The organism is Azospirillum brasilense (genome assembly GCF_003349955.1).
Lineage (GTDB): Bacteria > Pseudomonadota > Alphaproteobacteria > Azospirillales > Azospirillaceae > Azospirillum > Azospirillum brasilense_B.
In genome coordinates this window covers 24255-49904 of the sequence record NZ_QLKQ01000054.1, presented here as the reverse complement: position 1 = coordinate 49904, position 25650 = coordinate 24255, and the positions used below count along the sequence as shown (strand labels likewise).

Sequence of the window (25650 nt, the reverse complement as noted above, 5' to 3'; positions counted from 1 at the left end):
TCCCCCGCCCCCGCCCGTCCCGCGACGCCCCGCCATGTCCGCGTGGAGAACGTACCGCTCGGCATCGTCATGATGCTGGGATCGGTGCTGCTGTTCTCCGTGATGAACGTGCTGGTGAAGCTGCTCTCGGAGACGTACCCCGTCATCGAGGTGACCTTCTTCCGCAACGCCATGGCGTTGATCCCGGTGGCCGTGGTCATCTCGTTGCAGGGCGGATGGATCAGCAACCTGCGCACCGAGCGGCCGATGGGCCATGTCTGGCGCTCGGTCGTCGGGCTGACCGCGATGTCCCTGACCTTCTGGTCGTTCAACCTGCTGCCGCTCGGCGACGCCGTGGCGTTGAACTTCTCGGCCCCGCTGTTCCTCACCGCCCTGTCGGTGCCTCTGCTCGGCGAGAAGGTCGGCATCTACCGGTGGAGCGCGGTGCTGGTCGGCTTCGTCGGCGTCCTCATCATGGTCCAGCCGTCGGGCGAGATGCTGACGCATCTGGGAGCGCTGGTCGCGCTCGGCGCCGCCTTCTGCCAGTCCTTCGCGATGGTGGCGATCCGCCAGCTCAGCAAGACCGAGCGGGCCAACACCATCGTCTTCTACTTCACGGCCATCACCACCCTGATCCTGGCGCTGGTCATGCCCTTCGTGTGGGTCACCCCGCGCAGCCTGACCGATTTCGCCCTGCTGTCGGCCACCGGCGTTCTGGGCGGCGGCGCCCAGCTGTTCCTGACGCGGGCTTATTCGCTGGCCCCGGCGGCCGTCGTGGCGCCCTTCAACTACGCCGCGCTGCTGTGGGCCGTGCTGTTCGGCTGGCTGCTGTGGAACGAGATGCCGACCCTGCACATGGTGTCGGGCGCCGCCGTGGTGGCGGTGAGCGGCCTCTACATCCTGCACCGCGAGACCCGCCGCCGCCTTCCCCCCAGCCCGCCCGCGATGGGCGGCGGCGGCGACTGACCCCACAACGGCCGCCGGCCTGACACCGCCGGCTCACTCGGCCGGTTGCAGGGAGCGCTCCATGGCCCCGGCGAGCTGGCGCGGCGTCACCGGCTTGTGCATCAGGCCGAAACCATGGCGCACGGCGTCGCGCTGGCATTCGGGTCCGGTTTCCCCGGTCACCACGATGGCCGGAATCTCGGCGTCGAACAGCCGGCGGATGTCGAGGATGGCGTCGGTGCCGACCCTGCCCTCGCGCAGCCGGTAGTCGGCGATGATGATGTCGGGCTTGCGGCTGCCCGACCGCAGCTTCTCCACCGCCTGCTCCCCCGAACCGGCGATCAGGACCTCGTACCCCCATTCGCGCAGGATCGCCTGAAGCCCCAGCAGAACGATGGCGTCGTCGTCGATGACCATCGCCAACCGTTCCTCCCCTGCGCCGGCCACCACCGGCGCCGGCGCCGCGGACACCGCTTCCACGGGCTTCGGCGTTTCACCCAACGGCACCTCGATGGTGAAGACCGAACCGACGCCGGGGGTGGAGCGGACGGTCACCTCATGCCCCAGAAGCTGCCCGATGCGCTGCACGATGGCGAGGCCCAGCCCGAGCCCCTGGCTGCGGTCGCGCTCCGGGTTGCCGACCTGATGGAACTCCTCGAAGATGCGGGGCAGATGCTCGGCCGAGATGCCGATTCCGGTGTCGGCCACGGTGATCCGCATCCGTCCGTCGACGACCGTGCAGGTGATGACGATGCTGCCCCGTTCCGTGTAGCGGATGGCGTTCTCCACGAGGTTGCGGATCATCCGGCCCAGCAGAACGCGGTCGGAGCGGATGTTCAGCGGGCATCCCTCCATCGTCCAGTCGAGCCCCTTGCCGCGGGCCACCGGGGCGTAGCCCGCCGCGATGTGGTCGAGCAGGAGCGCCACCGGGAAGTCCTCCAGCGTCGGCTTGACCACCCCGGCATCCAGGCGCGACACGTCGAGCAGGCTGTCCAGCAAGCCTTTCAGCGCATCCAGCCCGCTTTCCAGCAGGCGCAGCGCCTTGATACCCTTCTCCCCCTGGACATGGCCGTGCAGCGCCCCGGAGAACAGGAACAGCGACTGCATCGGCTGGCGCAGGTCGTGGCTGGCGGAGGCGAGGAATTTCGACTTCGACAGGGCCGCCCGCTCCGCCTCCTCCTTGGCGCGGCGCAGGGCGTCCTCGGCCTCCAGGCGGTCGGTCACGTCGGTGTTGGTGCCAAACCACAGCACAATCGCGTCGTCGGAATCGCGGACGGGCAGCGCCCTTGACAGGAACCAGCGGAAGGCGCCGTCCCGTCCGGCCATGGGGAAGGTGTCCTCCCACGGCTCCCCGGTCTGGAAGGACCGCCGGAGGCTGGCCGTGACGCGCTCGGCATGGTCGGCGGGAAGGATACCCTCCCACAGCGGACCGGACGCGGCGTCCGCGTCCGCGCCCACGACGCCGGTGTAGTCGCACCAGCGCTTGTTGTACCAGAAGATCCGTCCGTCCGGGCGGGCCATCCAGGCGAGCTGCGGAATGGAGTCCGCCAGCGTGCGGAAGCGCAGCCCGACCTGTTCCGCCTCCTCCTTCGCCGCCTGAATCGCGGTTCGGGCCTCGAACATGTCGGTGATGTCGGTGGACGTGCCGAACCAGCGCTCCTCCCCGCTTTCCGGATCGACGATCGGCAGCGCGCGCTGCTTGAACCAGCGGTAGGTTCCGTCGACGCTGCGGATGCGCGCCTCGGTGTCGTAGATCGACCGCTGCTCGACCGCCTGAGTCCACACGGCGATGATCTGCTGCTGATCGTCGGGGTGTATGGAACTGGTCCAGCCGAAGCCCTTGGCCGATGCCTCCGTTTGACCGGTGTAGGCCAGCCATTGCCGGCTGAGGAAATCGCCGCTGCCGTCCGGCCGGCAGGTCCAGACCATTTGCGGCAGGGCTTCCAGAAGGGTGCGGTAGCGGTGCTCGCTGGCCCGCAGGGCCGCCTCCGCCGCGCGGTGGGCGGACACGTCGCGGAAATAGATGGACAGGCCGCCGCCCGCCTGCGGGTAGATGTTGAACATGGTCCAGCGCTGGAAGATGCCGGACAGCGCCTCGAACTCCCGCGGCTGCTGGTCGGCCATGGCCGCCTCGAAGGCGCGGATGATCGTGGTGTTGGCCACCTCCGGGAACAGGTCATACAGGCGGTGACCGACGAGGTCGTCGCGCGACCGATCGAACATCTCCTGGGCGCGCTTGTTCACGTAGGTGACGCGCCAGTCGCGGTCGATGGCGTAGAAGGCGTCGCCGATGCTCTCCAGGATCTGGTTGGCCTGCTCGACCGCGCGTTCCAGCGCCCGTTCGGCGAGAAGGCGCTTGCTGATGTCCTGGAAATAGACGGCCAGACCGGCGGAGGACGGGAAGACCCTCAGGAAGAGCCAGACGCCGAGCGGCGCGAAATAGGCCTCGAACTCATCCGGATGGCGGTCCCTCATGGCGGTGTGCAGGCGGTCCCAGAGCACGGTCCCCATGGCGTCGGGAAAGGCCTCCCACAACCGCCGCCCGGTCAGGTCGCTGCTGCCGGCCATCAGGCCGCGCGCGCGCCCGTTCAGGTAGACGATGCGCCAGGACCGGTCGACCTCGTAGACGCCGTCCGTCGTGCTTTCCAGAATGGCGTGGGACCGCCGGTCGGCTTCCGCCGCGGCCTCGGCCACCCGGGCGCGCTGTTCCGCCGCTTCCCGCCGGGCATGGGAGCGTGCCAGAGTCCACGCAATCACCGCCGCCACCGCCAGGGCGCCCAGCCCGCCGCCGGCGACCGTGTAGATCGTGCGCCGCGCCGCCGCCTGGATCGGCTCGGCCGGGGTGCCGAGAGCCAGGAGCCAGCCGGACGCGGCGATGGAGCCGGCCTTCGCCGACAGAATCTCCTCCCCCAGCCGGGTGTGGGCCAGGAAGAACTCATTTCCGGTCCTCAGCGGACGGACCAGGGATTCGGGTGCCGGCTGTCCGACCGCCGGATCGAAGGCGGTTTCGGACCTCGTCCGGGCGACGATCCGCCCGTCGCGGTCGAGAAGCGCGCCGACCCAGCTCGGCGTCACCACCTGATCCATCAGGACCTGACGCAGCGACCAGGCCCGCACATAGGCGGTCAGCACCAGCCGTACCTCGCCCACGCCCCACACCGGCACGCTGACCGCGAAGACCGGCTCCACCATGCCGCCCGGATCCAGGATGACCCCACCGACCCAGGATTCCCCCGACCGGAACACCCGGTCGGCCTGGTCGGCCCGGGCGGCGGGATCGATCCGCCCGGCGTCCGGATCCTGCGGCCGTTGGAGCAGGGTGACGACGCCCTGACGGTCGCGCACCTCCAGGGCGACCCAATCCGGACGCTGCCGCAGCGCGCGCTCCGACCGCTCCTTCCAGACGTTGCGGTCGCCGATGTCCAGTGAACGGGCCGAGGACATGATCTCCAGCGCGCTGCGCGTCATAAGGACGCGCCCGTCGACCGTCCGCACCGCCGCGTCGGTGGCGTGACGGACCAGCTCCTCCACCGACCGCTCCTGTTGCCGGTCGACCAGCATGATCGCGGCCACCGCGAAGGCGACGAGCGGAAGAAGCGCCAGCAAGGCCACGAAGGGGAGACGAAGGCGCATGCCCGGTTTTCACAGACTGTTGACGCCGCCCACTATAGAGAGGCACCCACGCGACTCCCACAAAATCCGCGCATCTATCACTATTTTCGGGAGCGGCCACGTGGAGTTCTTGGCCTTCTCAAATAAAAGTTGGACCCACCACAAAAAGTGGTAGTGTGCGGCGCACAGGACGGCAAGGCGATACAGCCTTGAATTGTCGATGCCCAAATATCGATGGCGGGCCTGCGGGAATTCGATTTGCCGCGGAGACAGGCGGGCGGCACATTGGTCCAATGCCTGACTCCATGCCCCATTCCGCTTCCGCCGGTCGCAGCGGCGACATCCGCTTCGGCGAGTTCGTCGCGCTCATAGCCCTTTTGATGGCGCTGACGGCGCTGTCCATCGACATCATGCTCGTCGCCCTGCCGGACATCGCGGCGTCCTTCGGGGTCGTGCGGGAGAACGACCGGCAGCTCGTCATCACCGCCTACATGCTGGGTTTCGCCGTCGGCCAGCCCTTCCATGGTCCGTTGTCCGACCGGTTCGGGCGCAAGCCGGTCCTGGCCGCCGGGCTGGTGATCTTCGCCATCGGGTCGCTGGGCGCGGTCTTCGCCCCCAGCTTCACCACGCTGCTGGCCGCCCGCGCGCTCCAGGGCTTCGGCGCCGCCGCCCCGCGCGTCGTCGCCATCGCCATCGTGCGCGACCGCTTCGTCGGGCGCGACATGGCGCGGGTGATGTCCTTCGTCATGATGATCTTCATCATCGTGCCGATCATCGCCCCGGCCCTGGGCGAGGGAATCCTGCGCCTCGGCACCTGGCCGTGGGTGTTCGGCGCGCTGTTCCTGGCGGCCGTGGCCGCCTTCGCCTGGTCGATGCTGCGGCTGGCGGAAACCCGCGCGCCGGAGGACCGGCTGCCGCTGTCCCCGGCGGCGCTCGGCCACGCCTTCCACAAGGTGATGACGACGCGCGCCACCGTCGGCTACACCGCCGCCATGGGCCTGCTGTTCGGCGGGCTGCTGAGCTACGTCGGCAGCGCCCAGCAGGTGTTCGTGGACGTCTACGGGCTGGGCGCGCTGTTCCCGGTGGCTTTCGGCGCGATCGCCGGGGTGATGGCGCTCGCCTCTCTGGTCAACGCGAGGCTGGTCGGGCGGGTCGGCATGCACCGGGTGTCGCACGTCGCCCTGATCGGCTACACGCTGACCGGCGTCGCCATGGCGCTTCTGGGCTTCCCGGAGCATCCACCGCTGCTCGGCCTCGGCCTGTTCATGGCGGCCATCTTCTTCTGCTTCGGCCTGATCGCGCCGAACTTCAACGCCATGGCGATGGAGCCGCTGGGTCATGTGGCGGGCATGGGATCGTCCTTCGTCGGATTCTTCAGCACCGGCATGGCGGCGGTGGTCGGCTGGATCGTCGGCCAGTCCTTCGACGGCACCGTGCGCCCGCTGACCATCGGCTTCACCGTTCTGGGCGTGCTGGCGCTGCTGACCGTCCTGGTGACCGAGCGCGGAACCCTGATGCGCTCCACCCACGCCGCCGCGGCGCCGCAGCCGGGGGACTGACCCCGAAGGGGGCATCGGGCGGCGCGGCGTCTGCGTCCTTGCCCCCGGTGTGCCCGATTCGGCATAACGTGCGCGACGCCCGGGAGCGGGCGCCGAGCGGGCACCGGCCCATCACGCGCGGGAGGGGACTGTGTTCCGCAAATTCGTCTATCTGCTGGCCCTGGCGCGCGAGCAGCATTTCGGCCGGGCGGCGGAGGCCTGCCACGTTTCCCAGCCGACGCTGTCCAACGCCATCCGCCAGCTCGAGGACGAGCTGCGCGTGCCCATCGTCGAGCGCGGGCAGAAATTTTCCGGCTTCACGCCGGAGGGGCTGAAGGTTCTGGAGTACGCCCGCCGCATCGTCGCGGAGCGCGACGGGCTCTATCAGGAGCTGACGGCGCTGGGCCAGGGCCTGTCCGGCCATCTGCGCATCGGCGCCATCCCGACCGCCCTGCCCGCCGTCCCCCATGTGCTGGCCCGCTTCGCCGAGCGCTACCCGCAGATCCGCTCCACCGTGCGTTCGCTCAGCTCGCGCGACATCCAGCGCGACCTCGACGGGTTCGAGCTGGACGCCGCCATCACCTATCTCGACAACGAACCGCTGAGCAACGTCCGCACCGTCCCGCTGTTCTCGGAGCGCTACTTCCTGCTGGCCCAGCGCCGTCAGGTGCGGGAGGGCGCCACCGGCATCCGCTGGGCGGACGCGGCGAAGCTGCCGCTGTGCCTGCTCACCCCGGACATGCAGAACCGGCGCATCGCCGACACCGCCTTCCGCATGGCCGACCGGACGGTGGTCCCGCTGATGGAGACGAACTCCATCGTCACCATCTACACCATCGTGCGCAGCGGTCTGGCGGCCAGCGTGGTGCCCAGCCAGCTCCTCACCCTGGTCGCGCTCCACCCCGATCTGGTGGCCCTGCCGCTCACCGAACCGGACCTCACCTACGCCGTCGGACTCGTCTACGCCGACCGCGAGCCGCCGGCCCCGCTCGCCAAGGCGCTGGCCACCGTCGCCGCCGAACCGGGCCTCGCCGAGCGCGTCCGCGCCTTGACCGACGAGGCACTGGCCCCCTGGGGTCTGCCAAAAGGGCTATGATCTCAACGACATAACCGCGCGGCCGGTGTGGTGATAGCGAAACCCTATCACCGCATCAGAAAATCAAATTTGCGCGCCTCCCCCAATGTCCGTAACGCTGACGGACGAGACACCAACGAAGCGCCGCCGATCCAGGTGGGCGCGGGGGAGGAGACCATGAACGCCCGATCTCCATGGAGCGAAGACCGCGCCACGGCGGTGATTGCCGCCAACCGTCACCTGCGCGGGGCCCTGCTGCCGATGCTGCACGCTCTTCAGGAAGAGTTCGGCTGCATCGACGAGGAGGCCATCCCGCTGCTGGCGCGTGAGCTGAACCTGTCGCGCGCCGACGTGCACGGGGTGGTGTCCTTCTACCACGAGTTCCGCCGCAGCCGTCCCGGCCGCCACACCATCAAGGTCTGCCGGGCCGAGGCCTGCCAGTCGATGAACGCCGACGGGCTGATCGAGCACATCCGCCGCCGCCTGAAGGTGGACTTCCACGAGACCACCGCCGACGACGCCTTCTCGCTGGAACCGGTCTTCTGCCTGGGCAACTGCGCCCTGGCCCCCGCCGTGATGGTGGACGAGACGCTGCACGGCCGGGTCAGCCCGGCCCGCTTCGACGCCATCACCGCCTCCACCCTGGCCACGGAGGCCGCGCGATGAGCGAGCCCCTGCACACGGTCTACGTGCCGCGCGACGCCGCCGCCCTGTCGGTGGGCGCCGACGAGACCGCCGCCGCCATCCGCGCCGAGGCCACCCGGCGCGGCATCCCGCTCCGCATCGTCCGCAACGGCTCCCGTGGCATGCTGTGGCTGGAGACCCTGGTCGAGGTGGAGACGCCCGAGGGCCGCGTCGCCTACGGCCCGGTGATGGCCGAGGACGTGGCCGGGCTGTTCGACGCCGGCTTCCTGGAGGGCGCCGACCACGCGCTGGCCCACGGCCTGACCGAGAAGATCCCCTACTTCGCCAAGCAGGAGCGGCTGACCTTCGCCCGCTGCGGCATCATCGACCCGCTGTCGGTCGAGGATTACCGGCTGCACGGCGGCTTCCGCGGGCTGGAGCGGGCCCTCGCCATGACCCCGGCGGAGATCGTCACCGAGGTCACCGAATCCGGCCTGCGCGGCCGCGGCGGCGCCGGCTTCCCGACCGGCATCAAGTGGAACACGGTGCTGAACGCCCAGGCGGCGCAGAAATACATCTGCTGCAATGCCGACGAGGGCGACAGCGGCACCTTCGCCGACCGCATGATCATGGAAGGCGACCCCTTCTGCCTGATCGAGGGCATGACCATCGCCGCCATCGCGGTGGGCGCCACCGAGGGCTACATCTACATCCGCTCCGAGTACCCGCACGCCGTGGCGACCATGCGCGAGGCGATCCGGCTGGCCTATGACGAGAAGTGGCTGGGCGACGAGATCCACGGCACCGGCCACCGCTTCCACCTCGACGTCCGCGTCGGCGCCGGCGCCTACATCTGCGGCGAGGAAACCTCCATGCTGGAAAGCCTGGAGGGCAAGCGCGGCACCGTCCGGGCCAAGCCGCCGCTGCCGGCGCTGGAGGGTCTGTTCGGCAAGCCGACCATCGTCAACAACGTGCTGTCGCTGACCTCGGTCCCGATCATCCTGGACAAGGGCGCCAACCATTACCGCGACTTCGGCGTCGGCCGCTCGCGCGGCACGCTGGCCTTCCAGCTCGCCGGCAACATCCGCCGAGGCGGCATCGTCGAGAAGGCCTTCGGCGTCACCCTGCACGAGCTGCTGTACGAGTTCGGCGGCGGCACCATCACCGGGCGTCCGATCCGCGCGGTGCAGGCCGGCGGCCCGCTCGGCGCCTATCTGCCGCCGTCGCTGTTCGAGCTGCCGAAGGATTACGAGGCCTTCGCGGCGGTCGAGGCGATGGTCGGCCACGGCGGCATCGTCGTCTTCGACGACAGCGTGGACATGGCCAGGCAGGCCCGTTTCGCCATGGAGTTCTGCGCCGCCGAATCCTGCGGCAAGTGTACCCCCTGCCGCATCGGCGCGGTGCGCGGCGTCGAGGTGATGGACAACATCATCGCCGGCGAGAAGGTTGAGGCGAACATCACGCTGCTCAACGACCTGTGCGAGGTCATGACCGACGGCTCGCTCTGCGCCATGGGCGGCATGACGCCGATCCCGGTGCGCAGCGCCCTGAAGCACTTCCCCGAGGATTTCACCCGCAGCCCCGCGGCTGTCGCGGCCGAGTGAGCGGAAAGGACCAGACCCCATGTCCATCCAAGACATCGATTACGGCACCCCGGCCCGCGAGTCCGCCACCATGGTGACGCTGGACATCGACGGCCGCACGGTGACCGTGCCGGAAGGCACCTCGGTGATGCGCGCGGCGATGGAAGCCGGCATCACCGTCCCGAAGCTGTGCGCCACCGACATGCTGGACGCCTATGGCTCCTGCCGCCTGTGCATGGTGGAGATCGAGGGACGGCGCGGCACGCCGGCCTCCTGCACCACGCCGGTCGCCCCGGGCATGAAGGTGCACACCCAGAACGAGCGTCTGGGCCGGCTGCGCCGCGGCGTGATGGAGCTGTACATCTCCGACCACCCGCTGGATTGCCTGACCTGCCCGACCAACGGCAATTGCGAGCTTCAGGACATGGCCGGCGCGGTCGGCCTGCGCAACGTCCGCTACGGCTACGAGGGTGAGAACCACCGCGCCGCCGTGAAGGACGAGAGCAACCCCTACTTCACCTTCGACCCGTCGAAGTGCATCGTCTGCTCGCGCTGCGTGCGGGCCTGCGGCGAGGTCCAGGGCACCTTCGCCCTGACCATCGACGGGCGCGGCTTCGACAGCAAGGTGTCGCCGGGCGCGCTCGAACAGTTCATGGACAGCGAGTGCGTGTCCTGCGGCGCCTGCGTCCAGGCCTGCCCGACCGCCACCCTGACCGAGAAGTCGCTGATCGAGCTGGGCCAGCCGGAGCACAGTGTCATCACCACCTGCGCCTATTGCGGCGTCGGCTGCTCCTTCAAGGCGGAGATGAAGGGCACCACCGTGGTCCGCATGGTCCCCCACAAGGACGGCGGCGCCAACGAGGGCCATTCCTGCGTCAAGGGCCGCTTCGCCTGGGGCTACGCCACCCACGCCGACCGCCAGACGCAGCCGATGATCCGCGAGAGCATCGACGATCCGTGGCGCGTCGTGTCCTGGGAGGAGGCGATCACCTACGCCGCCACCCGCCTGCGCGCGGTCCAGCAGAAACACGGCCGCGGCTCCATCGGCGGCATCACCTCGTCCCGTTGCACGAACGAGGAGGTGTATGTCGTCCAGAAGATGATCCGCGCCGCCTTCGGCAACAACAACGTCGACACCTGCGCCCGCGTCTGCCACTCCCCGACCGGCTACGGCCTGAAGCAGACCTTCGGGACCTCCGCCGGCACGCAGGACTTCAAGAGCGTCGACAAGTCCGACGTGATCCTGGTCATCGGCGCCAACCCGACGGACGGCCACCCGGTCTTCGGCTCCCGCATGAAGAAGCGGCTGCGCCAGGGCGCCAAGCTGATCGTCATCGACCCGCGCCGCATCGACCTCGTGCGCAGCCCGCACGTCTCGGCCACGCACCACCTCCAGCTCCGCCCCGGCACCAACGTCGCCGCGATGAACGCACTGGCCCATGTGATCGTGACCGAGGAGCTGGTCGATCGCAATTTCGTGGCCGACCGTTGCGACCCGATGGAGTTCGCCCGTTGGGAAGCCTTCGTCCGCGACCCGCGCCACTCCCCGGAAAACACCGAGCAGTACACCGGCATCCCGGCGGCGGAGATGCGCGCGGCGGCCCGGCTCTACGCCACCGGCGGCAACGCGGCGATCTATTACGGCCTGGGCGTGACCGAGCACAGCCAGGGCTCGACCGCCGTGATGGGCATGGCGAACCTCGCCATGGCGACCGGCAACATCGGGCGTGACGGCGTCGGCGTGAACCCGCTGCGCGGCCAGAACAACGTCCAGGGCTCGTGCGACATGGGCTCCTTCCCGCACGAGCTGACCGGCTACCGCCACGTCTCCGACGACGTGGTCCGCCAGCAGTTCGAGGAGGTGTGGAACGCGGCGCTCGACCCCGAGCCGGGCCTGCGCATCCCCAACATGTTCGACTCCGCGGTGGACGGCACCTTCATGGGCCTGTTCGTCCAGGGCGAGGACATCGCCCAGTCCGACCCGAACACCCAGCATGTGTTCGCCGCCTTGCGGGCCATGGAGATCGTCGTGGTGCAGGACCTGTTCCTGAACGAGACCGCGGCCTTCGCCCACGTCTTCCTGCCCGGCACCTCCTTCCTGGAGAAGGACGGCACCTTCACCAACGCCGAGCGCCGCATCAACCGCGTCCGCCCGGTGATGCCGTCCAAGACCGGCAAGCAGGAATGGGAGGTCGTCTGCGATCTGGCCACCGCCATGGGCTATCCCATGTTCTACCGCAGCGGCGCGCAGATCATGGACGAGATCGCCCGCCTGACCCCGACCTTCTCCGGCGTCAGCTTCGAGAAGCTGGACCGGGTGGGCAGCGTGCAGTGGCCCTGCACCGACGAGGAGTCGGTCGGCACGCCGATCATGCACGCCGACGGCTTCGTCCGCGGCCAGGGCCGCTTCATGATCACCGAGTATGTGCCGACGGAGGAGCGCGCCTCGCGCTTCTACCCGCTGATCCTGACGACGGGCCGCATCCTCAGTCACTACAACGTCGGCGCCCAGACCCGCCGCACCGCCAACGTGGCGTGGCACCCGGAGGACATCCTGGAGGTCCACGCCCACGACGCCGAGGAGCGGGGCATCCGCGACGGCGATCTGGTGTCCATCGCCAGCCGCATCGGCGCCACCACGCTGCGGGCGCGCATCTCCGACCGGATGCCGCAGGGGGTGGTCTACACCACCTTCCACCACCCGGTGACGGGCGCCAACGTGGTCACCACCGAGAATTCGGATTGGGCCACCAACTGCCCCGAATACAAGGTGACCGCGGTGCAGGTGACGCTGAGCAACCACCCGTCCGATTGGCAGATCCGCCGCGGCGACCTGGTGGAAGTGGCGGCGGAGTAAAGCGGCAACGCGCAGCGGAGGACCAGCCATGCTCACCCACGCCCATTCCCTGCCGGCCAGCGGCACCGGTTTTCCGGAAGCGGCCAATCAGGCTGACGTGACGTGGCTGGTCGCCGAGGAGACCCCGGTGGCGTTCGAATACAACGGACGCTCCCACGCCGTGATGATGGCGACGCCCGCCGATCTGGAGGACTTCGCGCTGGGCTTCAGCCTGTGCGAGGAAATCGTCGGCAGCGCCGCCGACATCGACCGCATCGAGGTCCGCCCGGTGGAGGACGGCATCGTCCTGTCCATCGAGGCGGACCCGCTGCGTCTTCTGCGCGGTTCGCTCCGCCGCCGGTCCATGGAAGGGCGGAGCGGCTGCGGCCTGTGCGGGATCGACAGCCTCGCCAACGCCGTGCGCGAGCCGCCGCGGGTCACGGCGGGCTTCACCCCGTCGGTGGAGGCGGTGGCCGCCGCCTTCACCGCCCTGCCCGACCACCAGCCGATGAACCGCGCCAACAAGTCCCTGCACGCGGCGGCCTGGGCCGGGCCGGACGGGCGCATCGTGATGGCGCGGGAGGACGTCGGGCGGCACAACGCGCTCGACAAGCTGGCCGGCGCGCTGGCCCGCGCGGGCATCGACCCGTCCGGCGGCTTCGCGGTGATGAGCAGCCGCTGCAGCTTCGAGCTGGTTCAGAAGGCCGCGACCATCGGCATCCCCATGCTCGCCACCATCTCCGCCCCCACGGCGCTGGCGCTGAAGCTCGCCCGCGCCGCCGGCATGACCCTGGCCGCCCGCGCGCGCGGCAACGGCGTCATGCTGTTCCGTTGACAAAAAACAGTCTTACCGGGAGCCGACCCATGGACACCACACGCGAACTCGTCCGCATGGCGAATCAGATCGCCAGCTATTTCCAGTCCTACCCGCAGGATGAGGCGGTGATCGAAACCGCCGGCCACATCCGCGCCTTCTGGGAACCGCGCATGCGCCAGCGCCTGCTGGAGCACAGCAGCGCCGGCGGCGAGGGACTGCATGAAATTGTCACCCAGGCGGTCGAGCGGCTGAGGGGGCCGACGGTGGGCAGCGCGTAGGAACGCGTTGCCCCCACCCCGGCCCTCCCCCGCTCTCGGCGGACCGGAGGTCCGCCTGCCGCGTCAGCGCAAACCTCTGGTTTGCGCGAGAGCTGGGCGGGGGAGGGAGAGAGGGCTTCGGCCAAAATCTCGTACGAACGCTCCTTGTCGCCGCCGCGCATCATGCCGACGGCCAGCAGCCACGGAACGTCCGGGTCCAGACCGTAACGCTCGGCCAGCGCCGCCCGGTGCCGGTCACGCTCCGCGGCGGCCGCGGCGAAGGGGCGCGTGTCGAGGAAAGGCCGCAGCCGCACCAGCCGGTCCGGCGACCGGAGCAGCGGCAAAACCCCTTCGGCGTCGTGGCCGGCGAGGTTGACCACGGCGGCAGCCTGCCGGATCGCCGCCTCGGCGGCGCGGTGGCCGGCGGCGAAGGGGCCGGTGGCCCGCTTGGCCGCGAAGGACGCCTCCGCCACCACATAGGGAATGCCGAAACGGCGGCTGACCGCCGGGCCGATCCAGTCCGGCGCCTTGTGGTACAGGTGATAGGTGAACCAGAGGTCCGGCGGGTCGTCCCGCCAGCGCGCCGTCAGGCGGTCGGCGCAGCGCGCCCCCAGCGCCGCCAGACGCTCCGCCCGGCCCGGGCGGCGCCCGTCGTCCCAGCTGCGCAACCGGCAGGCCAGCGTCACCGCGTGCCCGGCCCCCTCCAGCGCGGCCATCAGCAGCCGGGCCATGCGCCGGTCGCCCGAGGGCACCGGGTGGGTCGGGGATTTCAGCGGGGCGTAGAAGGCGATGCGCATCGCGGCCCCGGCGTCATGAGGAAGAGGAGGCTCAGAACGGGGTCGGTTCCCGCGCGCAGACGACCCGGTTCCGTCCGGCGGCCTTGGCGCGGTACAGCGCCTCGTCCGCGCTGGACAGCATGGCGTCCACGTCGCGCGTCCCGGCCGCGCAGCAGGCCACGCCGATCGACACGGTGAAGCGCACCGTCTCGCCCCCCGCCGGGACGGCGAGTTCCGCCGTGCGGCGGCGGATGCGCTCCGCCACCATGCGCGCCCCGGCGATGTCGGTCTCCGGCAGCAGGATGGCGAACTCCTCGCCGCCGGTGCGGCCCAGAAGGTCGTTCTCCCGCAGCAGGGCGCGTCCGGCGGCGGTGAAGGCGCGCAGCGCCTCGTCCCCCACCGCGTGGCCGTGGGTGTCGTTGATGCTCTTGAAGTGGTCGAGGTCGAGCATCAGCAGCGTGACCGGCCAGCCGTGGCGGCGGGCGCGGGCCAGCTCCTGCTCCGCCGCCTCGACGAAGTGGCGGCGGTTGGACACGCCGGTCAGCGGGTCGGTGATCGAGAGCCGGCGCAGCCGCTCCTCCGACTCCTTCAGCGCTGTCACGTCGTTGATCAGGACGTAGATGACCGGCAGCCCGTCCCAGGGCAGGGGCGACATGCTGACCTGGACGCAGGTGCGCCGCCCGTCGGTGGACACCGTCACCCCGTCCTGGGACCGCACCAGCTCCCGCTGGCGCAGGCAGCGCAGGAAGGCGTCCCGCTGGTCGTCGATGCCCGTTTCCTCGACGAAGTCCAGGAAATGGCGCCCGACCAGGGCGTCGCCGCTCTGGCCCAGGATGCGCGCGGCTTCCTGGTTGGCGAAGACGATGCCCATTTCCTGATGGATCAGCAGCCCGGCGGGCAGCAGGTCGAGCATGTCGCCCAGCTTGCTGCGCGTCAGCGACAGCTCGTGGCTGGTGGCCACGGCGTCCCTGTCGTCGTCGAAGTCGATAAAGGAAAGGGTATCCGGTTCGGAAGAGCTGTACAGACTCGACATGACGTCGCAAAGGTGGAGCAAAGCCGCACTCTATCCCGTCGTCAGCCGCCGTGCAATGCACAGCATCCTCCGAAGGATGGAAGGGGCGTTTTGCCATTTTTGGTTGTGAAGCGGTCGTGCAGCCGGTCGATACCCGAGTCGCTGCCGAAGTCGCGCCGCACCCGCGCGGCCCCGGCCGCGCCCAGCGCCGCCCGGCGGGCCGGCTCGCGGAGCAGCGACTCGAGCGCGCCGGCCAGCGCCACCGAATCCTCGGGCTCCACCAGCGTGCCGGTGACTCCGTCCTCGATCAGTTCCGCCACCGCGGCGGCGCGGGTGGACAGGCAGGCCAGCCCTTGGCTCTGCGCCTCCATCAGCACGTTGGGCAGCCCGTCGCGGTCGCCGTCGCGCGCGGTGCGGCAGGGCAGGACGAACAGGTCGGCGCGGCGGTACTGGGCGATCACCGCGTCCTGGGCCTTCGCCCCCTGCCAGTCGATCCGCCCCTCCAGCCCCAGCGCCGCCGCCTGCGCCTTCAGCGCGGGCAGCCGGTCGCCGCCGCCGATGTGGGTCCAGCGCCAGTGCAGCCCGGCGGGCAGGCGGGCCAGCGCGTCGAGCAGCAGGTCGAAGCCCTTCTTCTCCACCGCCCGCCCGACCGACAGCAGCCGCACCGGGTCGGCGGGATCGCCCCCGTCGCGCGCCGGGCGCGCATCCGGCGGGTCGGGGAAGCGGCTGAAGTCCAGGCCATGGTAGAGCAGCTCCACGCGGTGCGGCTCCGGCGCCAGGGCGCGCAGGCGGTCGAGGCCGAGCGCGGTGCAGGTCACGCCCCAGCGCGCCTCGGCCAGCTTGTCCCGCAGCTCCCAGTCGGGCGAGGTCCAGATGTCCTTGGCGTGGGCGGAAAAGCTCCAGGGCAGGCCGGTCAGCAGCGCGGCGTAGCGCGCGACGCTGGCCGGGGTGTGCAGGAAATGGGTGTGCAGCCAGGTGACGTCCGCCGGCAGTTCCGCCGCCAGCACGCAGGCCTGGCCGAAGCGGCGGACGCGGTTGCGGCTGGGGTCGCGCCGTAGGTCGGCCAGCCAGGCGGCCCGTGCCGCCGGCCAGCCGGGACGGCGCCGCGCCGCGGTCAGGGCGCGCAACACGCGGCCGGGCGCGTCGTGCAGATATTCGGGCAGATAGGCCACCGGGGCGGTGACGCGGCGGTTCATCTCGTGCACCGCCTTGTCGGTCGGTTGACGCAGGCTGACGATCAGTTGACGCAACCCCCGCCGCTCCAGCCCCAGGATCTCCTGCGCGATGAAGGTTTCCGACAGGCGGGGCCAGCCCTTGACGATGACGGCAACGGTCACGCGGCGTCCCCGGCGGCCATCTGGCGTTCGGGCGCGCAAGGGAACGGCGATGGACCCTGGGCCGGGGCCGAGGCCGACTCCGGCAGGTAGCGCGCCGACAGGCGGTTGACGCTCTCCAGCCCGCCCAGCAGGCCCGGCACCACCACGGAGGAGGGCGGGGCCTGCCAGGGCAGCCGGCGCAGCGCCGCCGCCATCGCCGCGGCGTCGCGCACCCCGTCGTCCATCAGGACGGAGACCAGACCCAGCTCCTGCGCGCGGGCGGCGCGGATGGTCTGCTCGCGCCGCGGCACCTCGCGCGGGACGATCAGCGCCTTCTTGTCGAAGGACAGGATCTCGCAGAAGGTGTTGTAGCCGCCCATGGCGACCACCCCCACCGCCCCCTGCATCAGCCGCTCGATCCGCGCCTCGAAGGCGGTGGCCTCGACGTTGGGCAGGGCCTCGGCGCGGGCCAGGAACTCGGCCTGGAGGTCCGGCTGCATGAAGGGGCCGAACACCAGCACGGCGCGGTAGGGGATGCCGGGGTCGCTCTCGTAGGCGCGCAGCACCCAGTCGACCAGCGCCTCGCCGTCGCCGCCGCCGCCGGGGGTGACCAGGATGTAGGGCTCGTCGGGCAGGCCGGGGCCGTGCGGGACCGCCGGCGGCACGGTGCGGTGCAGGTAGCCGGTGTAGACCATCTTGTCGCGCACCGACTGCGGGACTTCGATCCCCTCAAGCGGGTCGCAGATCTGCGGCAGGCCGTAGGCCCAGATTTCGTCGTACAGGTTTTCCAGCGCCGGCAGGACCTTCTTGCGCTCCCACTCCGGGGCGAGCAGGGCCGGTTCGTCCATCACGTCGCGCAGGCCGAGCACCAGCGGCACGCCGCGGCCCTTCAGAAGCTCCAGCGTCTCCCGCACCTCGCCGCGCAGACCAAGCGGCTCCTTGTCGACGATGAACAGGTCGGGCTGGTAGATCTCCGCCGTGTGGCGGATCAGCGAGGCCCGCATGGACAGGATCTCGTCGATGTCCAGATGCAGGTTCAGCGCCGTGTATTCGCCGTTGCGCAGCTTGATGACGCCGGGGATGCGCACGAAGTCCACCCGCGTGCGGAAATCGAAGCTGCCGACGATGGGCGAGCCGGACAGGATCAGCACGGACAGGTTGCCGTAGCGCTCCACCAGCGCATGAGCGATGGCCCGGCAGCGGCGGAGATGGCCGAGGCCGAACGTGTCATGGCTGTAGATGAGCACGCGGCCCGAGGTCGGACGTTCGCTCATAGACTTCCTACCTCTCCCGATTGGCCTCTTGTGTCCGGCCGCGGCTTGGCCGATGAACGGGTGTGCGCCGTGCCGCCGCCGGGATGGCGGCGGGCCGCTTGCGGGCTCACCATATCCTCAGCGGCCAAGCGGCAGAGGGGGTAAGGTGTCTGCCTGCTCCCGGCACCGGCGTCCCCTTGCGTAGAATGGCGCTATGGAATCCAGCATTTTCCGATTCATCCTTCGGCACAGCGTCCGTCAGCAGATCGTGCTGACCCTGATGACCCTGGCGTCCTTCCCCTTCCTTTACGCCTCGCTCGACCTCCCGAAGCGGATCGTCAACGAGGCGATTGCCGGGAAGAAGCTGCCTGAGTCCTTCCTCGGATTCCATCTCGATCAGGTGACTTACCTGTTCGTCCTATGCGGCCTGTTCCTGACTTTGGTGCTGGTCAACGGCGCGTTCAAGTATGTCATAAACACCTACAAGGGCCGCCTGGGCGAGCGGATGCTGCGCCGCCTGCGGTACGAGCTGTACGTGCGCGTCCTGCGCTTCCCCCTGCCCCGCTTCCGCAAGATGTCGTCCGGGGAGATCATCCCCATGATCACGGCGGAGGTGGAACCGCTGGGCGGCTTCATCGGGGACGCCATCGCCATCCCGGTGTTCCAGGGCGGCACCCTGCTGGTCTACATCGCCTTCATCTTCGTCCAGGACCCGGTGCTGGGAGCAGCGGCGGTGTCGCTGTACCCGTTCCAAGGCTGGCTCATCCCACGGCTTCAGCGCAAGGTCAATCAACTTGGCAAACAGCGCGTACGTGCCATGCGTCAGATCGCCGACCGCATCGGCGAGACGGTGTCCGGCATCCAGGAGGTCCACACCCACAACACGGCGTCCTGGCACCTCGCCGACCTCAGCCACCGCCTGGGCGACGTGTACCGCATCCGCTTCGAGATTTACCAAAGAAAGTTTTTTGTCAAATTCCTGAACAATTTCATAAACCAGCTCACCCCGTTCTTCTTCTACGCGATCGGCGGTTACCTGGTGATCCATGGCCAGCTCTCCTTCGGCGCGCTGGTCGCGGTGCTGGCCGCCTACAAGGACTTGGCGGCTCCCTGGAAGGAACTGCTCGACTGGTACCAGCAGAAGGAGGACAACCGGATCAAGTACGAGCAGGTGGTGGAGCAGTTCCACGTCCCCGACCTGCTGGCCGAACGCCTGCTGCGCGAGGAGGAGGACGTTCCCTTCACGGGCGCCTTGTCCTTCCGCAACGTCGGGTTCGGGGAAGATGGCGGGTCGCCCATCCTGGAGGGGGTGACCTGCGACATCCCGCTGGACGGCCACACCGCGCTGATCGGCGTCGGCTCCGGGCGGGACGAGCTGGCGCAGCTCGCCGCGCGCGTGCTGCTGCCCTCGTCGGGGCAGATCCGGCTGGGCGAGCGTGATTACGCGGAGCTGCCGGAGAGCGTGACCGGGCGGCGCGCCGCCTATGTCGGGGCCTCCCCTTACCTGTTCTCGGCCTCGCTCTACGAAAACCTCGTCTACGGGCTGCGCCACCGGCCGTTGCGCGAAAACGGCGAAAGCGAGGAAGCCGAGCAACATCGCAAGAGCCGGATGACCGAGTCGGTGCTGTCCGGCAACGCCACCGACGACGTGCACGCCGACTGGATCGACTACGCCGCCGCCGGCTGCGACGGGCCGGAGGACCTGAAGGCCCGCATCCTGCGCGTGGTGACGATGGTCTCGCTGCAGGACGACGTGTACGGCATGGGCCTCAACCGCACCGTCGACCCGGAGCGGCGGCCCGACGTGGCCGCCCGCGTGATGGAGGCGCGCGACGCCATGCGCGCCATGATGCTGAACAACCCGGAGCTGGGGCGGCTGGTCGAGCGCTTCGACCCCGACCGCTACACCGTGAACGCCACGCTGGCGGAAAATCTGCTGTTCGGAACGCCGGTCGGACCGATTTTCCAGACGGACGCGCTGGCTTCCAATCCCTATATGTTGCATGTGCTGGACAAGGTGGGGCTGAGCGACACGCTTCTGGAGACCGGCCACAAGGTGGCGGAGACCATGGTCGAGCTGTTCGCCGGCCTGCCGCCCGGCCACGAGTTCTTCGAGCGTTTCTCCTTCATCGGCTTCGCCGAACTGCCGGAGTATCAGGCCATCCTGGCGCGCACCGCGAAGGAGGGGCTGGGGGCCCTGCGGCCGGAGGAGCGGACACGGCTGATGACCCTGCCCTTCAAGCTGATCGGCGCCCGCCACCGCCTGGGTCTGATGACACCGGACCTGGAGAAGAAGCTGCTGGAGGCGCGGCACGTCTTCGCCCGCGACCTGCCGGCCGACCTGAAGCACGCCGTCGCCTTCTTCGACCCGGAGGCCTACAACGCGGCGGCCAGCATCCAGGACAACATCCTGTTCGGCAGGATGGTCTACGGGCAGGCGCAGGTGCAATCCAAGGTGGGCCGCATCGTGGCGGATCTGGTGGACCAGCTTCACCTGCGCGACACCATCGTGGAGGTCGGGCTGGACCATCCGGTGGGGGTGGCGGGGTCGCGCCTGTCCGCGGCACAGCGCCAGAAGGCGGCGCTGGCCCGCGCCCTGCTGAAGCGACCGGACCTGCTGGTGCTGAGCGAGGCGACCAGCGGCCTGGACACCAGCAGCCAGAGCAAGGTGCATTCCGCGATCCTCGGGGAACGCAAGGGATGTGGTCTTGTGTGGGTTCTGCAGCGTGCCGGCTTGGCACGGGCGTTCGAGCGAGTCATTGTGATGAAGGACGGTCGAATCGCCGAGCATGGCCGCTTCGACGAGTTGAACAGGCCCGGTACGTTGTTGCATGAATTGATAGCCGCCGAATAAAGCCGGCGGTGTTGAGGAGGCAGACGGCATGAGCATCGCGGAAGAGGTCAATTGCCTGCGCAGGATTCCCCTGTTCGCCAACATCGACACTTCCAAGCTCAAGCTTCTCGCCTTCACCAGCGAGCGGTTGAGCTTCCGGTCGGGTGACGTCCTGTTCGAGCAGGACGAGATGGGCACCTGCGCCTACATCCTGCTGCGCGGGGAGGCCGAGGTGATCATCGCCGGCCCCGGCGGGCCGCTGGCCGTCGCGACGCTGGGGTCGAACGAGATCGTCGGCGAGATCGCCATCCTATGCGACGTGCCGCGCACCGCCACCGTGCGCGCCAGCACCGACCTGGAGGCGCTGTGCGTGCCGAAGGACCATTTTCTCCAGATGATCGCCGACTTCCCGCAGATGGGGCTGGAGATCATGCGCTCGCTGGCCCACCGCCTGGAGCAGACCACCGTGCGCCTGCGCGAGGTCCTGGCCGCGCAGGCGACCTGACGCGCCGCGATCGACAACCCATGCGTGTTCTCTTCCACGTCCAGCATCTGCTGGGCATCGGCCACGACCGCCGGGCCGCGCTGATCACCCGCGGGCTGGCCGAGGCCGGCGTCGCCGTCACCGTGCTGCGCGGCGGGCATCCGGTGCCGGGGATCGATTACGGCCCGGCGGCCGAGATCGTCCAGCTTCCCCCCGCCCGCGCCGCCGACAGCGGCTTCAAGACCCTGCTGGACGCGCACGACCGGCCCATCGACGACGCGTGGCGCGCCCGGCGCCGCGCCACGGTTCTGGAGGTTCACGAGCGGGTGCGGCCCGACGCGCTGCTGGTCGAATCCTTCCCCTTCGGGCGCCGCGCCTTCCGCTTCGAGCTTCTGCCGCTGCTGGAGGCCGCCAAGGCCGGCGGGGCGGTCACCGCCGCGTCGGTGCGCGACATCCTGGTGACCAAGGCCAAGCCGGAGCGGCTGGAGGAAACCGTTTCGACGGTGGAACGGCTGTTCGACCATGTGCTGGTCCACGGTGACCCTGAGTTGATCCCGTTCGCGGCGACCTTCCCCGCCGCCGCGCGGATCGCCGACCGCATCCGCTACACCGGCTATGTCGCGGCCCCGCAGGGCGGCGAGGGGAAGGGCGCCGACGGCGCCGGCGAGGTCATCGTGTCGGTGGGCGGCGGAGCGGTCGGCCTGCCGTTGCTGCGGGCGGCGCTGGCGGTGCGTGCGTCAACTCCCGCCGGACTTGACGCACCCTGGCGCCTGCTGGCCGGGCCGGACGTGCCGGAGGCGGAGTTCCGCGCCCTCGCCGCCGGCGCCCCGCCGGGCACCATCGTGGAGCGGGCGCGGCCCGACTTCCCCGCCCTGCTCCGCCGCTGCCGCCTGTCGATCAGCCAGGCCGGCTACAACACCGTGCTCGACGTGCTCCAGGCCGGCTGCCGGGCGGTCGTCGTCCCCTTCGCCGCGGGCAGCGAGACCGAGCAGGCCACCCGCGCCCATCTTCTGGAGGAGCGGGGCCGGCTGGCCGTGGTCGATGAAGCCACCCTGACGCCGGACACTCTGGCCGCGGGCGTTGCCAAGGCGCTCGCCCTGCCCCCGCCGCCGGCCATCCCGCTGCGCCTGGACGGCGCCGCCGCCACCGCCCGTCTGCTGCGGGACGCGGTGGCCCATCGCCAAGGCGACCATCCGGACCACCGGCGCTAAACCAATCAAGACGCTTGGATTTTTCCGGTGCGGGGGCCATGCTGACGGTCACCGCGTTCGCTGTCCTTCTAACCCTCTCTCCTCTGGGGAGAGGGGAGGGTGAGGGGGTTGCGCAAGGCGGTATGTCCGGCAAAAGCGCAACCCTTCACCCTAACCCTATCCCCGGAGGGGAGAGGGAGCAGAACAGGCGATGACCGCAACCACCCCTTCCGACAGCCCGCCGCGCGCCGGTTGGGACGCGCTGACCGCCGAGCTGGACGCCTGGGCCGCCGCCGGGCGCACCGCCACCCTGTGGTGGCGCGACGACGACGCCGTCGAGCCGACTCCCGCGCTCGACCGGATGATCGCCCTGTCCGTGGAGACCAGTGCGCCGCTGGCCCTGGCGGTCATCCCGGCGGGCGTCACCGACGCCCTCGCCACCGTGGTGGATGCGGCCCCCGCCGTCACGGTGCTTCAGCACGGCTGGTCGCACGCCAACCACGCCACGCCCCCCGCGAAGAAGGCGGAGCTTGGCGCGGACCGCCCCGCCGCCGCCGTGCTGGCGGAACTGGCCGAGGGGCGCAGCGTGCTGGATCGTCGGTTCGGGCCGCGCGCCCTGCCCGTCCTGGTGCCGCCGTGGAACCGCATCGCGCCCGCCGTGGCGGCGGGTCTGCCCGGCGCGGGCTTCGCCGGCCTGTCGGTTTTCGGGCCGCGACGTGTGTCAACCGTCAACATGATGTGTGTCAATACACACATCGACCCGGTGGCCTGGAAAAACGCCAAGCGCTTCCTCGGTGACGCGGAGTCGCTGGGGATGGCGGTCGCCCATCTGCGCGCCCGGCGGCTGGGAACGGTGGACGCGGCGGAGGCGACCGGCCTGCTGACGCATCATTTGGTGATGGACGGCGAAACCTGGGCCTTCACCGCGCGTTTCCTGACCGTGACCCGCCGTCATCCGGCCGCCTGCTGGCTGTCCACCAACACCCTGTTCGCCGACACCCTGTTCACCGACACCCTGTTCGCCGCAGAAGGACATCGCTGATTCATGGCCGAGCTGCCCATGGCCCGATCCTCGACCGGGGAGACGCCGACCCTCGCGGAGATGCGCTACCCCGCCGGGGCGCTGGCCGGCGACTACGCGCGGGCCGGGGCGGGGCTGGCGCTGACGGCGCTGCCGCTGGCCGTCCTGCCCGTCACCCCCTGGATCGCCGTGCCGCTGGCCGCCTGCGCGCTGCTGTTCGCCGTCTTCGCGGCGCGCACCCTGCAGCGCCAGCTGACCCGCCTGACCATGGACGGCGAAGGCCTGCGGGCCGATGGGCCGATGGGCGGCGCCGTCCGCTGGGACGCACTGTCCGGGCTGAAGCTGCGCTACTACGCGACCAAACGGGGGCGCGACGACGGTTGGATGCAGGCGGCGCTGAGCGGCGGCGGCAAGACCCTGCGCTTCGACAGCAACCTGGAGGGCTTCGACGCGGTGATCGAGCAGGCCGCTCTCGCCGCCGGACGCAATGGCGTGGCTCTGAGCGCGGTGACGGTGGACAATCTCATCGCGCTGGGCATCGAGCCGCCAGAGGACCCCAACGAAAAGAGGCCGGCGCCATGAGCCGCACGCTGCTCCGGGTGGAGGACCTGAGGGTCGATTTCCAGGTGCCGGGCGGCGTGGTCCACGCGGTGCGCGGCGTGTCCTTCCGGGTGCGGGCCGGTTCCACCGTCGCCCTGGTCGGCGAATCCGGGTCGGGCAAGTCGGTGGCGGCGCAGTCGATCCTGCGCATCCTGCCCCGCAACGCCACCATCGCGGACGGGCGCATCCTGTTCGACGACGGCATCGTCAACGAGGGCGCCGGCCCCGTCGACATCGCCGGGCTGAAGGCCGACGGCACGGCGATGCGGGCGCTGCGCGGCGGCCGCGTCTCGATCATCTTCCAGGAGCCGATGACCTCACTGTCGCCCCTGCACACGGTGGGCGACCAAGTCGGCGAGGCGGTGCGGCTGCACCAGCGGGTGACCGCCCGCCAAGCCCGCGCCCAGGCCGAGGACATGCTGCGCCGGGTGCGCTTCCCCGACCCCAAGCGAGCGCTGGACACCTACCCGTTCGAACTGTCGGGCGGCCTGCGCCAACGCGCGATGATCGCCATGGCGCTGGTCTGCCGCCCCGCCCTGCTGATCGCCGACGAACCGACGACCGCGCTGGACGTCACCATCCAGGCGCAGATCCTGAAGCTGATCAAGGACCTCCAGGCCGATCTCGGGATGGCCGTCCTGCTCATCACCCACGACCTGGGGGTGGTCGCCAACCTCGCCGACGAGGTGGTGGTGATGCACCGCGGGCGGATCATGGAGTCCGGCACGCGCGAGGACATCTTCGCCGACCCCCGCCACCCCTATCTGAAGGCGCTGCTGCGCGCCGTTCCGCGCTTCCACATGGCGCCGGGGGAACGGCTGGTGCCGATCCGCTCCATCTCGATCGGGGGTACGTCGCAGGGCGGCAGCCTGCTGGAGAAGGATCACCAGCCCTGGCCGCCCGGCGCCGACGCGGCGGGGCCGCTGCTGGCGGTGGAGGGGGTGCGCAAGCGCTACGGCGCGCGCAAGGCCGGCTGGTTCGGCGCCAAGGCCGGGGCCGGCACGCTGGCGGTGGACGATGTCAGCTTCGCCATCGCGCGCGGCGAATGCGTCGGGTTGGTCGGCGAGTCGGGCTGCGGCAAGACCACCCTGTCGAAGATCCTGATGCGCGCCCTGACCCCGGACGCCGGCGACGTCCGCTTCAACGACCATGGCCGGATCGTCGACGTGCTGGGGCTGGAGGGTGCGGCCCTGACCGCCTTCCGCCGCAAGGTTCAGTTCGTCTTCCAGGACCCCTTCGGCTCATTGAACCCGCGCATGACCGTCTTCGACATCATCGCCGAACCGCTGGTCATCCACGGCATCGGCGACGAGGCGGAGCGCGCGGCGCGGGTGAAGGAGCTGATGGGGCTGGTCGGGCTGGACGCGCGGCATCTGCGCCGCTACCCGCACAGCTTCTCCGGCGGCCAGCGCCAGCGCATCGGCATCGCCCGCGCGCTGGCCCTGCGGCCCGAGCTTCTGCTGCTCGACGAGCCGGTGTCGGCGCTCGACGTGTCGATCCAGGCGCAGGTGCTGAACCTGCTGAAGGACCTGAAGGAGCGGCTCGGCCTGACCTATCTGTTCGTCAGCCACAATCTGGCGGTGGTGGACTACATGGCCGACCGCATCCTGGTGATGTGCCGCGGGCGGATCGTCGAGTCGGCGCCGCGCGAGGCGCTGTTCCGCAACCCGGTCCACCCCTACACCCGCGCCCTGCTGGCCGCCGTGCCGGAACCGGACCCCAGCCGCCCGCTGTCGCTGACCGACCTGGAGGAAGGCCGCGCCTCCGACCCGGCGCGCTGGCCCGCCCCCTTCACCATCGACGAGGACCACCAGCCCCATCTGGTCGACCTCGGCGGCGGCCATTGCGTGCGCGCCGCCGCCGCCGTCCGCGTGCGGGAGGTGGCGTGATGATGTGGAC

Annotated in this window: 18 protein-coding genes; 14 read left to right on the top strand and 4 right to left on the bottom strand. The window is 70.1% G+C overall.

The features are described from left to right. Window positions 1-945, top strand: a 945-nt coding sequence (locus tag DXK32_RS21720) for a DMT family transporter (RefSeq protein WP_247877274.1), incomplete at its 5' end; no start/stop codon positions are given. Window positions 946-978: 33 nt separating this feature from the next. Here the strand turns inward: DXK32_RS21720 and DXK32_RS21715 are convergent. Further along, entirely contained in the window at window positions 979-4557 is a 3579-nt protein-coding gene (locus DXK32_RS21715; RefSeq protein ID WP_114860407.1) for a PAS domain-containing protein, read from the bottom strand. 284 nt (window positions 4558-4841) lie between these two features. On the opposite strand from DXK32_RS21715, the gene DXK32_RS21710 reads away from it, so the two are divergent. The 7 genes from DXK32_RS21710 (at window position 4842) to DXK32_RS21680 (ending at window position 13287) form a co-directional block, all read left to right on the top strand. Then, window positions 4842-6095, top strand: coding sequence for a multidrug effflux MFS transporter (locus DXK32_RS21710; protein WP_114860406.1), 1254 nt, complete (start codon window positions 4842-4844; stop codon window positions 6093-6095). Window positions 6096-6225: 130 nt separating this feature from the next. After that, window positions 6226-7170, top strand: coding sequence for a LysR family transcriptional regulator (locus DXK32_RS21705; RefSeq protein ID WP_114860405.1), 945 nt, complete (start codon window positions 6226-6228; stop codon window positions 7168-7170). A gap of 156 nt (window positions 7171-7326) precedes the next feature. Beyond that, a complete protein-coding gene (locus tag DXK32_RS21700) occupies window positions 7327-7815 on the top strand; it encodes a formate dehydrogenase subunit gamma (protein ID WP_014197167.1) in 489 nt (162 codons plus the stop codon). Then, entirely contained in the window at window positions 7812-9377 is a 1566-nt protein-coding gene (locus DXK32_RS21695) for a formate dehydrogenase beta subunit (protein ID WP_114860404.1), read from the top strand. Before DXK32_RS21700 ends, DXK32_RS21695 begins: the two co-directional genes overlap by 4 nt. A 19-nt stretch (window positions 9378-9396) precedes the next feature. Continuing rightward, window positions 9397-12213, top strand: a complete 2817-nt coding sequence (gene fdhF / locus DXK32_RS21690) for a formate dehydrogenase subunit alpha (protein WP_114860403.1) — start codon at window positions 9397-9399, stop codon at window positions 12211-12213. 28 nt (window positions 12214-12241) lie between these two features. Next, entirely contained in the window at window positions 12242-13027 is a 786-nt protein-coding gene (gene fdhD / locus DXK32_RS21685) for a formate dehydrogenase accessory sulfurtransferase FdhD (RefSeq protein ID WP_114860402.1), read from the top strand. 29 nt (window positions 13028-13056) lie between these two features. Beyond that, window positions 13057-13287, top strand: coding sequence for a formate dehydrogenase subunit delta (locus DXK32_RS21680; protein WP_114860401.1), 231 nt, complete (start codon window positions 13057-13059; stop codon window positions 13285-13287). Between the two features lie 807 nt (window positions 13288-14094). Here the strand turns inward: DXK32_RS21680 and DXK32_RS21675 are convergent. The 3 genes from DXK32_RS21675 to DXK32_RS21665 form a co-directional block, all read right to left on the bottom strand. After that, window positions 14095-15003 carry a sensor domain-containing diguanylate cyclase gene (locus DXK32_RS21675; RefSeq protein ID WP_162801297.1) on the bottom strand — a complete coding sequence of 303 codons (909 nt, stop codon included), beginning with the start codon at window positions 15001-15003 and terminating at the stop codon, window positions 14095-14097. A 113-nt stretch (window positions 15004-15116) separates the two neighbouring features. Continuing rightward, complete coding sequence (locus DXK32_RS21670; protein ID WP_114860399.1) at window positions 15117-16391, bottom strand: glycosyltransferase; 1275 nt, start codon at window positions 16389-16391, stop codon at window positions 15117-15119. Further along, a complete protein-coding gene (locus DXK32_RS21665; RefSeq protein WP_114860398.1) occupies window positions 16388-17644 on the bottom strand; it encodes a glycosyltransferase family protein in 1257 nt (418 codons plus the stop codon). Before DXK32_RS21665 ends, DXK32_RS21670 begins: the two co-directional genes overlap by 4 nt. A gap of 193 nt (window positions 17645-17837) precedes the next feature. Here DXK32_RS21665 and DXK32_RS21660 point away from each other — a divergent pair, with 193 nt between their 5' ends. The 6 genes from DXK32_RS21660 (at window position 17838) to DXK32_RS21635 (ending at window position 25640) form a co-directional block, all read left to right on the top strand. Continuing rightward, window positions 17838-20477: an ABC transporter ATP-binding protein gene (locus tag DXK32_RS21660; protein ID WP_114860397.1), complete on the top strand. Its 2640-nt coding sequence runs from the start codon at window positions 17838-17840 to the stop codon at window positions 20475-20477. Between the two features lie 28 nt (window positions 20478-20505). Next, window positions 20506-20961, top strand: coding sequence for a cyclic nucleotide-binding domain-containing protein (locus DXK32_RS21655; protein WP_114860396.1), 456 nt, complete (start codon window positions 20506-20508; stop codon window positions 20959-20961). 20 nt (window positions 20962-20981) lie between these two features. Continuing rightward, entirely contained in the window at window positions 20982-22151 is a 1170-nt protein-coding gene (locus tag DXK32_RS21650; protein WP_114860395.1) for a glycosyltransferase family protein, read from the top strand. Between the two features lie 190 nt (window positions 22152-22341). Further along, a complete protein-coding gene (locus DXK32_RS21645; RefSeq protein WP_205215791.1) occupies window positions 22342-23172 on the top strand; it encodes a polysaccharide deacetylase family protein in 831 nt (276 codons plus the stop codon). 3 nt (window positions 23173-23175) lie between these two features. Beyond that, on the top strand, window positions 23176-23733 hold the full coding sequence (locus DXK32_RS21640) for a hypothetical protein (protein ID WP_114860394.1): 558 nt from the start codon (window positions 23176-23178) through the stop codon (window positions 23731-23733). Then, entirely contained in the window at window positions 23730-25640 is a 1911-nt protein-coding gene (locus DXK32_RS21635; protein WP_114860393.1) for an ABC transporter ATP-binding protein, read from the top strand. The genes DXK32_RS21640 and DXK32_RS21635 overlap by 4 nt, the downstream gene beginning before the upstream one ends. The last annotated feature ends 10 nt before the right edge of the window (window positions 25641-25650 follow it).

What these genes read in the sequence shown, in the direction of transcription:
- DXK32_RS21715 (WP_114860407.1), bottom strand. Translation starts at nt 4,557, where the DNA reads ATGCGCCTTCGTCTCCCCTTCGTGGCCTTGCTGGCGCTTCTTCCGCTC.
- DXK32_RS21710 (WP_114860406.1), top strand. Translation starts at nt 4,842, where the DNA reads ATGCCCCATTCCGCTTCCGCCGGTCGCAGCGGCGACATCCGCTTCGGC.
- DXK32_RS21700 (WP_014197167.1), top strand. Translation starts at nt 7,327, where the DNA reads ATGAACGCCCGATCTCCATGGAGCGAAGACCGCGCCACGGCGGTGATT.
- DXK32_RS21695 (WP_114860404.1), top strand. Translation starts at nt 7,812, where the DNA reads ATGAGCGAGCCCCTGCACACGGTCTACGTGCCGCGCGACGCCGCCGCC.
- fdhF (WP_114860403.1), top strand. Translation starts at nt 9,397, where the DNA reads ATGTCCATCCAAGACATCGATTACGGCACCCCGGCCCGCGAGTCCGCC.
- fdhD (WP_114860402.1), top strand. Translation starts at nt 12,242, where the DNA reads ATGCTCACCCACGCCCATTCCCTGCCGGCCAGCGGCACCGGTTTTCCG.
- DXK32_RS21680 (WP_114860401.1), top strand. Translation starts at nt 13,057, where the DNA reads ATGGACACCACACGCGAACTCGTCCGCATGGCGAATCAGATCGCCAGC.
- DXK32_RS21665 (WP_114860398.1), bottom strand. Translation starts at nt 17,644, where the DNA reads ATGAGCGAACGTCCGACCTCGGGCCGCGTGCTCATCTACAGCCATGAC.
- DXK32_RS21660 (WP_114860397.1), top strand. Translation starts at nt 17,838, where the DNA reads ATGGAATCCAGCATTTTCCGATTCATCCTTCGGCACAGCGTCCGTCAG.
- DXK32_RS21655 (WP_114860396.1), top strand. Translation starts at nt 20,506, where the DNA reads ATGAGCATCGCGGAAGAGGTCAATTGCCTGCGCAGGATTCCCCTGTTC.
- DXK32_RS21650 (WP_114860395.1), top strand. Translation starts at nt 20,982, where the DNA reads ATGCGTGTTCTCTTCCACGTCCAGCATCTGCTGGGCATCGGCCACGAC.
- DXK32_RS21645 (WP_205215791.1), top strand. Translation starts at nt 22,342, where the DNA reads ATGACCGCAACCACCCCTTCCGACAGCCCGCCGCGCGCCGGTTGGGAC.
- DXK32_RS21640 (WP_114860394.1), top strand. Translation starts at nt 23,176, where the DNA reads ATGGCCGAGCTGCCCATGGCCCGATCCTCGACCGGGGAGACGCCGACC.
- DXK32_RS21635 (WP_114860393.1), top strand. Translation starts at nt 23,730, where the DNA reads ATGAGCCGCACGCTGCTCCGGGTGGAGGACCTGAGGGTCGATTTCCAG.